Annotated in this window: 8 protein-coding genes; 3 read left to right on the top strand and 5 right to left on the bottom strand. The window is 56.3% G+C overall.

Translation table 11 applies throughout. From position 1 onward, the window contains the following. Positions 1 to 233: 233 nt before the first annotated feature. Positions 234 to 1,586: a Gfo/Idh/MocA family oxidoreductase gene (locus tag ABJK56_RS09955; protein ID WP_347244515.1), complete on the bottom strand. Its 1,353-nt coding sequence runs from the start codon at positions 1,584 to 1,586 to the stop codon at positions 234 to 236. Between the two features lie 178 nt (positions 1,587 to 1,764). After that, positions 1,765 to 3,231 carry a Gfo/Idh/MocA family oxidoreductase gene (locus ABJK56_RS09950; protein WP_347244514.1) on the bottom strand — a complete coding sequence of 489 codons (1,467 nt, stop codon included), beginning with the start codon at positions 3,229 to 3,231 and terminating at the stop codon, positions 1,765 to 1,767. Positions 3,232 to 3,705: 474 nt separating this feature from the next. Here ABJK56_RS09950 and ABJK56_RS09945 point away from each other — a divergent pair, with 474 nt between their 5' ends. The 3 genes from ABJK56_RS09945 (at position 3,706) to ABJK56_RS09935 (ending at position 5,416) form a co-directional block, all read left to right on the top strand. Next, a complete protein-coding gene (locus ABJK56_RS09945; RefSeq protein WP_347244513.1) occupies positions 3,706 to 3,855 on the top strand; it encodes a hypothetical protein in 150 nt (49 codons plus the stop codon). Positions 3,856 to 4,209: 354 nt separating this feature from the next. Further along, a complete protein-coding gene (locus ABJK56_RS09940; protein WP_347244512.1) occupies positions 4,210 to 4,479 on the top strand; it encodes an EF-Tu/IF-2/RF-3 family GTPase in 270 nt (89 codons plus the stop codon). 19 nt (positions 4,480 to 4,498) lie between these two features. Next, positions 4,499 to 5,416 carry a class I SAM-dependent methyltransferase gene (locus ABJK56_RS09935; protein WP_347244511.1) on the top strand — a complete coding sequence of 306 codons (918 nt, stop codon included), beginning with the start codon at positions 4,499 to 4,501 and terminating at the stop codon, positions 5,414 to 5,416. Here ABJK56_RS09935 and ABJK56_RS09930 read toward each other — a convergent pair. The 3 genes from ABJK56_RS09930 to ABJK56_RS09920 are packed head-to-tail and all read right to left on the bottom strand — an operon-like array spanning position 5,413 to position 9,715. Beyond that, positions 5,413 to 6,393, bottom strand: coding sequence for a CNNM domain-containing protein (locus ABJK56_RS09930; protein ID WP_347244510.1), 981 nt, complete (start codon positions 6,391 to 6,393; stop codon positions 5,413 to 5,415). The two genes, ABJK56_RS09935 and ABJK56_RS09930, sit on opposite strands and share 4 nt — an antisense overlap. Continuing rightward, positions 6,390 to 7,736, bottom strand: coding sequence for a CNNM domain-containing protein (locus tag ABJK56_RS09925; RefSeq protein WP_347244517.1), 1,347 nt, complete (start codon positions 7,734 to 7,736; stop codon positions 6,390 to 6,392). The genes ABJK56_RS09930 and ABJK56_RS09925 overlap by 4 nt, the downstream gene beginning before the upstream one ends. Before the next feature lie 59 nt (positions 7,737 to 7,795). Then, positions 7,796 to 9,715, bottom strand: a complete 1,920-nt coding sequence (locus tag ABJK56_RS09920; RefSeq protein WP_347244509.1) for an ABC transporter permease subunit — start codon at positions 9,713 to 9,715, stop codon at positions 7,796 to 7,798. Positions 9,716 to 9,779: the final 64 nt, after the last annotated feature.

The following is a 9,779-nucleotide window of genomic DNA, read 5'->3' as shown; positions in this document are numbered from 1 at the left end:
AAAACTTAGCTTGTAAAATCTCCAGGCGTGAAATGGCTGAGGATTAGGTGCGCGAATGAATCACCCTCAAGAGGGGAATCCTGTAGGTTAAAACGGAACTCAAAATTGGCACGGAGTGATGCACCCGTGCTCTCTCCGGACGCTTTCCTGAGTACTCGGGAAGTGGATGTTTCGATGGGGATTCCACCGTTGGCGCGGGTACAGCGCGATAATCCGGTGGGGCGGGGCGCAGACTATCCCTTCAAATACTCTTCTGGGAAACGCCATGGCTTTCGGTAGACCGGGATTGCAAGACGGGCGGCTTCCTCGTCTCCGATGATCTGCTCCTTCTCCGGATCAAAGTTGAGAGAACGGCCCAGCCGGTATGCGAGATTTCCCAGCACGATGGGGATGTCCACGCGAACGTGATAAAACACGCTGCAGGAGGGCTGCTCTCGCGTTTTCACGCAGTTGATCCATTCCAGTTCGTGTCCGGGAGAAGGTGGGATGGAAGGAGGTGGTGGCTCGCGGTCCTTCATACGATCACCCTCCGGTACCACCTGATGCATGGTGTAATTAGCGTACAGCGTTCCATCCACTCCATGGAAATAGATGCCCAAACGCCGTTGGGGGACAGGCTTCCCGTGGAGATCAAAGCCGTAGCTGTTCACAAGATTGCACATCCACGTCATGGTCAAATTGGGATACTGCCACAAAATTTCCTGAACGTCTGGGGCGTCCCCGTCGTCACGAATGATGTAGCGGCCGCCCGAACAGTGGACGCGAAGCGGATACTTAAGGTCCAGCGCCCAAATGGGGAGGTCGATGATGTGAGGTGCCATTCCCGGTGTCCAGCCTCCACTGTAATCCATCCAGGAACAATGGTAGTACGAGCTGCTAGCGAGAATTCGGTTGTACGGCCGCATGGGCGCTGGACCGATCCACAGCTCCCAGTTCAGGTCTGGCGGGCACGGCGTGCCGGGGTCGTGTCCTACCCCTTCAGGTCCCTGGTTCATGACGTTAAACGTACGAACCACACTGACTTGTCCAATGAAGCCTCCCCGAATTTTTTCCACGACACGACGGTAGTTTTCGGAGGCGTGGATCTGAGTGCCGATCTGGCTAATCCGATTGTGCCTCTTCACGGCGTTACGAACCGCCAAACTCTCCCCGAGATGCAGCGTCATGGGCTTTTGGAGGTAGATATCCTTGCCCGCTTCGCAGGCGTGGATCGCATGGAGACAATGCCAATGAGGCGGCGATGCAATGATGACAGCATCGACATCTTTTTGATCCAGCAGTTCGCGATAGTCTTTAAAGCCTTTACACCCGGGGTATTTTTTGAGCACGGCATCTAAACGTGACTGCCAGGGATCGGCTGCCGCTGCGACGGTTACCTCCGGGTGCTGGGCGGTGTTGGCGAGGTTTGCCTGGCCCATCCCACCGCAACCGATGAGGCCAACCCTGACTTTTTCGCTGGGGTCCGAGGAACCGGCTTCGCCGAGCACAGAGCCGGGAATGACGGTGGGAACGATCATTCCAGCACCGCTCAGGAATGCTGTGCGGTCCAGAAAACTGCGGCGTGAGAAGCGTTCGTACTTGCGCATGGCTTCACCCCCTGTATTCGGACTGACGATGCATGACAGAATGGTCAACGATCTGGCCGGGAATGGTATTGGGTCCGCAGGGTTTTGGCAAAAAACTCAACCTCGCCGGGCGAGGATGCTCCGCCCGGTTCGTACGCGTTGGAATCCCGACGCTACATCTCGGATCTTTTCCTCCGAGTCACACGGTTTCCGGAACGACGAACGGCTTCCGGTAGTCTCGCGTGAGGAGTTTGTCCGCTTCAGGATTATCAACAAAGCGCTCCTTATTTCGGTCGAACGCCAGTTTGGGCCCCAGAATACACGTGAGCTTTGTCAGGTCCACCCCCAAAGCACCTGCGAGGTTGTCTTCTAGCATTTTCCAGGCGGCTGCGACGAGCTCGTGGTTCGGCAGGCCAGCAGCCGCTTCGGCAAAGCTCACTTCTTTCCCCAGACGGTAAGAGATATTGCCCAGGTGGCAAAGGGCGGAAGAGTAGTGCGCCACCTCGATATCGGCGTGCAGCTCTTCCACCTTGCGGCTGCGCATGCAGGCGATGAAGTTTTCGAATTGGTCGCCCGGGCCCATTTTGACATCGACCTTTACCAGTGGTTCTGGCTTGTCCTTACCCTTCGGATAGAACTTACCTTCCTTGATGACACCCTCTTCCAGATAGAATTCGTTGGTGACAATGGGATCGAATTTCTTTCCGCCCGGGCCGGCTTTTCCCACGAGGCCACGTACTTCGAAGAGCAAGAGCACATCCCCGAAGCCCATGACCGTGATCTGCATGTTGGGAGTCTGCCCCTGGTCTTTCCAGTTGTGATCGGGTTCGTCGACGTATCGGCCGCCGGCACTGATCACCCAATCGGGCAATGTGGCGCCAGGGATCGCCCATCGCGCAATGTCCATTTGATGAACTCCCTGGTTGCCGATTTCACCGTTGCCGGTCGGCCAGAACCAGTGCCAATTGTAATGGACGAGGTTTTCGTTGTAAGGCATCCACTGCGCAGGTCCGAGCCACAGGTTGTAGTCCAACTCGGGCGGGGGATCCTTATCTTCCTTGAAACCGATGGACCACCGTGGTTTGCTGGCATAACCCTTTGAAACCAGGAGTTTGCCATACTTGCCCGAGGCGATGGCGGCCACCTGCTGCGCCCAGGAGGCGCTCGAGCGACTCTGGGTTCCGTGCTGGACAATCCGGCCGTATTTGCGGGCAGCCTCGACGCACTTGCGGCCCTCGAACACATTGTGACTGCACGGCTTTTCGACGTAGACGTCTTTACCTGCCTGGCACGCCCAAATCGTCATCAGCGAATGCCAGTGATTGCAGGTGGCGATCGAGATTGCGTCCAGATTCTTGTCGTCCAGGGCCTGGCGGACATCCGGGACACACTTAGGCGTATTGCCCCCGCGTTTTTCAACCTGCTTGATGCGATTGGCAAATAATCGACTGTCAGGATCGATCAAATACGTGACTCGCACATTCGGCATACTGGCAAAGGCGTCAATATGGGCTCCACCGCGGCCATGGATGCCCGCGACGCCGATGTTAATCGTCTCGTTGGCCCCGATGATTCGGCCGGAGCTTCGGGTGCCCGAGATGGCAAAAGTGAAGACTGCACCGGCGGCGGCCGATGCTTTGAGAAAGGAACGACGATGGACACGCATGGGTTTGACCTCCTCCATCAAAGGGTCTGAGGGATGGATCGATGGTGTGGGGCAATTTCCTGCGGTTCGAAAAAACATGACGTTGGACGTCTGGTGCATTCTGGAAGTTGGGGTCAAAAAACAACCACCGGTTTCGGCCAACGCCCGGTAACATTGAAACAAGGCAAAGCCTCCCCGTCCAGTCTTGGGCTCGGTTTTTCCATTGGCCCGGTTGGTCAGCGTGCTAAGTCGGTTGGACTTTTTTACGAGTCTGCTTTTGGCTGAATCACAGCCGTCGCGGGTGGTCGGATCAACCAGGGCCTAAGATCAACCGGCGCCCAAAAATTGCGTCGGGGGCATTGAAATTTTTGCAACGTTCGATATAAAGCCGATGAAAAGTTTCGAGGCGTGCCATCGATGGTGGCCGTTGAGCGATGGCAAGCTAAAACACGTGGCTGGGTGTGGGTGCATGTGCCCAAGCGGGAAAGGTGGCCTGTGAAAGGCTTCGGTGGTCGAAGCCATCCCGCCGGCACTTTTTGGACGGAGGTACGTATCGTGGCGACCAAGAAAGCAGCAACGAAGGGTGCGGCAACCAAGAAGGCTGCTGCCAAGAAGGCAACCAAGAAATCGTGCAAGAAGAAATGAAATGCTGAACGCTGCTTGAGAGACTGGAGATCTGTCCTCAGGAGAAGTGGATAGTCTCCGCCTCAGCACGCTGCTCATCCCGACGAGAAAGGGCCGTGAAGCAAGAGGCTTGACGGCCCTATTTTTGTGGGAAAATTCTTGCACAGCTTCCTCTCATTGCAGGTTTCGTGGGGCCGTGCCATACTGGTATGTGGGGTCGATGCCATGGCAATCATGTGCCCGCACTGTGGTGCGGCTTACGACGTAACTCTGTTCGCTTTTGGGCGTTCGATACGGTGTGACTGTGGCCGGTGGATCGATGTGCGATCCGGTCACACCCAGTCGGTTCATTCCCTGCAGGAAGGAGGACGTGCCATGGCGGAGATTCCGGTGGGACGCGTGACACACTATTTCAGCCATTTGGGTGTGGCGGCCGTGGAGATCACCAACGGCACTTTGGCGGTCGGAGATACCATTCACATCAAGGGACACACGAGTGACTTTTACCAGCCTGTGACCTCGATACAAATTGACAGGCAGCCTGTCCAGGAGGCGAAGGCCGGGCAGAACGTGGGGATTAAAGTCGTGGAACATGCCCGTGAACACGACACCGTGTACAAGGTGGTTCCCGAAACGTCCGCATAAAGGTCGTGCGGTTTTTGACATGTTCCAGGTTGACTGCGAAGAGTGGGGGGCAGCTCCGTTTCAAACGCAGGATTACGAGCTGCTCGACTTCGGAGGAGGACGTCGCCTGGAACGCTTTGGGGCGTGGATTTTGGACCGTCCCAGTCCCGCGGCAGAAGGACCCGTGGCTCGGCCGCAGTTGTGGCGGATGGCTCACAGTCGGTTCGAACGGGCTCGCGGCAATCTAGGGAAGTGGGTGGACCACAGTCACGTGCCGCAACGGTGGACGATTCATTGGGGGCCACTCGTGTTCGAATTGAAGCGCAACGAGTCAGGCCACGTGGGCCTTTTTCCTGAACAAGCTGCCAACTGGAACTGGCTCTACCGTCGGCTCAGCACGACTGCTGTCACCAAACCAATTCTCAATCTTTTTGCTTACACAGGAGGGGCCACTCTGGTAGCGGCACGGGCGGGGGCAGAGGTTGTCCATGTGGATGCGGCTCAGAATGTGGTAGGCTGGGCCCGTCGCAATGCCGAGCACTCGGGCCTGGAAAATCGGCCCATACACTGGATCGTTGAGGATGCACGCAAATTTGTGCGTCGTGAGTTGCGGCGGGGCAAACTGTATGAAGGGATCATTTTGGATCCGCCGAGTTATGGCCATGGTCCCCGGGGTGAGGTCTTTCAGTTTCACAAAGATATCGAGGCCCTTGTGCGAATGTGTTTCGAGCTGATAGATCCCCAACGGGGGTTCTTTCTCTTCACGTGTCACACACCTGGCTACGGGATCCACCAGGTTACACGACTGATCCACGGGATTCGTCCGGAGATTTGGCAATACGGTGAGCTGAAAATACGGATGATGGTGATCCCCACTGCAGACGGCCGACCGCTTCCCAGCGGTATGATGGTGCGTTGGGACGCCCTGGGTCTCCTAACACCGTCGAACACGTCTTAAGAGTTATCCTCGTCGAGATAAATGCGGCGCAGCGTGCGCTCGAGGAGTACCCCGACAGGCTCGCCTTGTGCATCCACCACCAGGGCAAGAGGTTCCCGCTTTTGAAACAGTTCCTGAAGAACAGACACCAATCTTTCTTGCGTGTGAACGCGCAGAACAGGTCGGACCAGAGCCCGCACCGGTATTTCCGGGTTCAAAAAAAGTTCAGCCAGATATACGTAACCTCTGTATCTGCTCTCACCAGTGCTCTCACGGACAAGAGCAAACTCCTCGAATTTTGCAGGGATTTGCTGGGTAAGATTCTGCCAGGTCACATCGGGAGAAACGATGGGAATGGACGAAAGTTCATCCATGAACTCGGTCGCTGGTTTGGCGCCATTTTCCAGGATGGCCCGGGCAATTCGGCGTTGAATCCCCACAATCAGCCCCGCGTGTTCACCCTCCTCCATGATCCGTCGCAGCTCCCGGCTGGCAATCTCGGAGCGTGCTTTTTCCAAGGGAGCAGCAAAGAACAGCGAGAGTACTCGACCATAGACCCAGAGTATCCCTGAAATTGGCAAGAGAAGCACAGCGAGCAGCGAAAAGACCGGCCCAGTAACGCGGAGCAGACGGAATGGCGCCTGAAGGAAAAGTCGCTTGGGAATGAGCTCTCCAAAAATGAAAACGATGGGAGTCGTAATGAAGGTCGCGAGAAGCTCCACCGTCGTCGCCGAGGTATCGGCCATCTGCTGGAGAAGAAGAACGGCTGCAAAAGAGACTAAATAATTGGCCAGATTGTTGCCTACGAGAGTCGTGCTGATAAATAATGCTGGTCGCTCAGCGAACCAGGCCAGGATACGAGCGAGCCAATCGCCTGTTCCTGCCAGAACCTGGAGTCGCAGTCGTGAAACGCGGTAGAAACCGGTTTCAGTCCCGCTGAATAGGGCGCTTAACGCAAGACCGATGATGAACAAAACAAAGGGAAAAATGAGCGTCATTCCGCGCTCTCCTTCACATGATCCCGTCGACGAAGTTCAGCGAGTACAACCCCGCGACGGCCGACCTGAATGGCACGCAACTCAAACGGTCCCCACCGGCAAACGTCCCCAGGTTTTGGCAGTCGGCCCAGTTGGTCCTGGAAGATACCTGCAACTGTGTGGGTGGCCTCTTCGGGACGCTCGAGACCGAAATAACGGCACAGCCGGTGAACACTTGTCAGCCCCGTCACGTGCCAAACGCCCGGCTCCACAGGGAGGATGGGACGTCGCCCAAAAAACTGCTCGCTACGACTGGTCTCGCGTGTGAAGATGCGGGAAAGAAGGTCCTCAAGCGTGATAACGCCCACCGTTTCGCCATACTCGTTGACAACGGCTGCCACGTCTCGTTGCTCATCCACCAGCGCTTGCAGGACCTGAGCAGCCGTAACATTCCAGGGGACATAGGTGACCGCCTCAGCCCAAACCGCGAGGTCCGCAGAATCCAAACATTGTGGTGCGGGTGTGTTAGGTTGATTTGAAGTCGGGAGGGCGCTGGAATCTGTTCCGTCGACTGCCCCAGGAGACCCCACTGCTCTCATAAGGGTACGAGGTGAGAGCGCGGATGTGAAAGCCTCGTCTTCTTGTTCCACAATGAAAAGATATCTTGATCCCGAAAAGGCCGTTTTAGCCTCAGTGGCTGATACTGGCCTGTGGTGAATTCGGATTCCGGTTCGAGGCTGCATGACATCCTCGGCCCGTAGATCGGAAAGCCGCACAAGGTTTTCCAGAATATGTTGCTCATCTTCCAGTACTGCGGCTGCTTCCTGCGAGACGCGAACGGCCTTTTCCAGCTCCCTGACGCGGAGAAAGGGTTCCGGTTTGAACCCCGGCCAGAAAACCCGCCGAATGCCAATCGCTATCCCACGTAACACCGGCAAAAGGGGATTTATCAGCCTGACGGCCATGTAAATGGGAAAGGCTAAAACCAAAGCCCACGCCGTCGGACGCTGAGCAGCCAGGCTTTTCGGCAGCATTTCGCTGAAAAAGATGAGAATCAGGATGGAAACTGACGCAAAAATACCGGCCTGCTGAATATTTCCTTGACGCTGCCAGTGCAGGGTGAGAACGGAAGACATGGTGAAATAAGCCACATTGACCAGCAAATTGCAGAACAAGATGGCGGTTAGAAGGTGTTCCCCTCGGCCGGCAAGGTAGGAAGCGAGGCGACCTGTCCAGCCAAAAGTCGTTAGCCGGTCCAGGTCCTGACGACGGAGCGAAAAGTAAGCCGCTTCCGCGGCAGAAAAGCATGCCGAGAGGACCGCCAGACCTCCCATCATGATCAGAAACGGAATCAGTGAGAGCATGCTCACAGCGACGCCCTGACCTCCGAGTGCAACGGTATCATTTGAGCGGCCCCGCGTGTTCAGGTTTCATCCGCTGTGGTGCGGCCGGTGGCCACATCAAATTCGTCGATGGCCGGTATGAGCATCGCAGCCGTGGCAAAACTGTACGCGGCAACCAGCGCGACAAAAACAAGATGGGTTTGTCCCAGAAAGAGGCTGGTGAGAGCATAAAACGTCGCCAAGGGACAGGCAAACGAAGCCAGAGCTAGTGCGTTAGACGGGTTTCGAATTCCCAGGGCAAGGTATAGTCCCGCTCCCCCGCCGATCATGAAAGCCAGAAACGGGTGCAGCTGGGCCTGGAACGAGCCACTGAACGCAAGCATCACCCGCATACACACTGCGACACCAAGAAAGAGGAAAAACACGGTTCCCAGGCTGGTTGCGATGGCATGGCGAGAGTTGACGTAGTTCAAACCGGCATGAACTCCCAGCATGGCCACAAACCCAAACAGTACCCACAAACCGACAACCAGATAGACTGTGTCCTCCCAAGTCAGCCAGCCCCGCCAGCCCAGCCACAGGCACAGGATCGTGGGCAGGAGCACATACTCCTTGCAGTTGTAAAAAGTTCCCAGGAGTTTGCCAAAAATGAACTCCTTAGGCGTGATGTCCGACACCAGAAGCAGATCCAGCGTCCGACCGTCACGTTCCGTCGTCAGCGATGTAACCGCCTGCGTGTTGACAAGGATGAGACTTATCAAGAGGACGGGCACCGTGACTGCCGCGACGAGGTTCTTGTTGGGTCCCTCAATGGTTTCTCCGTACTGGGCCAGGGCGAAGAACGCTGCAAAAAAGAGGACAAGATACCCGAGTCGCACAAGCAAGGCCCGCCTTCCATAGGCCCACGTGCAAACCTCCCGCCACAGCACCGGATTGTCCCAGACTTCTCTCTTTTTTCCAGGGGCGGCGTGAAGACGGCTCAGTTCTTCTGCCGATTTTGACCTGCGATCAGTTGGGGTCAGAACCGGCGCTCTTTCGACCCCAACCACGCCTGGATATGCTGGGCCCCGTGCCGCGATTTCAGAGGCACTGGCTGAGGCCTCAGTGTTTGCCACCGCCGCGAGTGCCGGCTCGAGCGCCTGCGATTCTGCCCCCGTTGCCCAATCTTCCTCCGCCGGTTGCCGTCGAGGATCCCGAACTACGTTCCAAACGCGTACTCCGGCGATGGCAATGCCGTTCAGGACGAGGAAAGAGATCAGTTCCACGATGAGGAACCCTGCCCAGCTAAATCCTAATGTGCCGAGAGCGGATTCTGCCCGAAGAATCGGACGAGACGCTTCCAAAACTGCCCGCCAGGGGCTGATCATCACAGCGAGAGAAGAACACGGCATTCCGACGAGGACACGCCCTCCCTGCCAAGCCAGCACCTCGCCGATGCCCAGCCAGAACACGAGCGCGAGAATCGTCAGGGTGATTGCTTGAACAGTCTTTTCCCGCCAGAAGGCGAGAAGCGTGCCCAAACTTCCAGCTACGAGCATGGCTGCAAAAGTGACGAGGAATACCCGAAAAATCTGGCCATAAGAAATGCCACCCAGCAAAGCAGCAAAAAGATACACGGGTATTCCACCAACCAGAGTGGTCAGGAGCGTTACCAGGCTGCTGAACAGCTTCCCCAGAACAAGCTCGGTATTGGTCAGCTCTGTTACCAGCAACAGATCGAGGGTGCGTTTGTCCTTTTCCTGACACACGCTTGACGCGGCCACCAGTGCAGCGGAGAATATCGCCAGGACGAGCTGCATGGGGCTGGCAATTTGAAACCAAGTTTCGCTGAACCGGGCAGCGTCCCCGACGTCCCGAATGTATTGGGTGCCAGTGACCACCAACCAGGCCGTACACATTAGCAAAAGCAGAATGGCGGCATAAGCTGTTCTGGCAAGAAAGAATTGCCAGCGCCGTGGGCAAACCGCCATTTCACGCGTTAATATCGGACCTGCAAACAAAGCTGGCTCCTGATTATCCCAAATGAGTATTTCGTGGACTGTACTTTCTCTCGTGTTTCTTGTT

Origin of the sequence: Thermogutta sp. (assembly GCF_039793925.1) — a bacterium.
Lineage (GTDB): Bacteria > Planctomycetota > Planctomycetia > Pirellulales > Thermoguttaceae > Thermogutta.
Note: the sequence above shows the minus strand (reverse complement) of the source record. Positions and strands in the feature narration are given on the sequence as shown.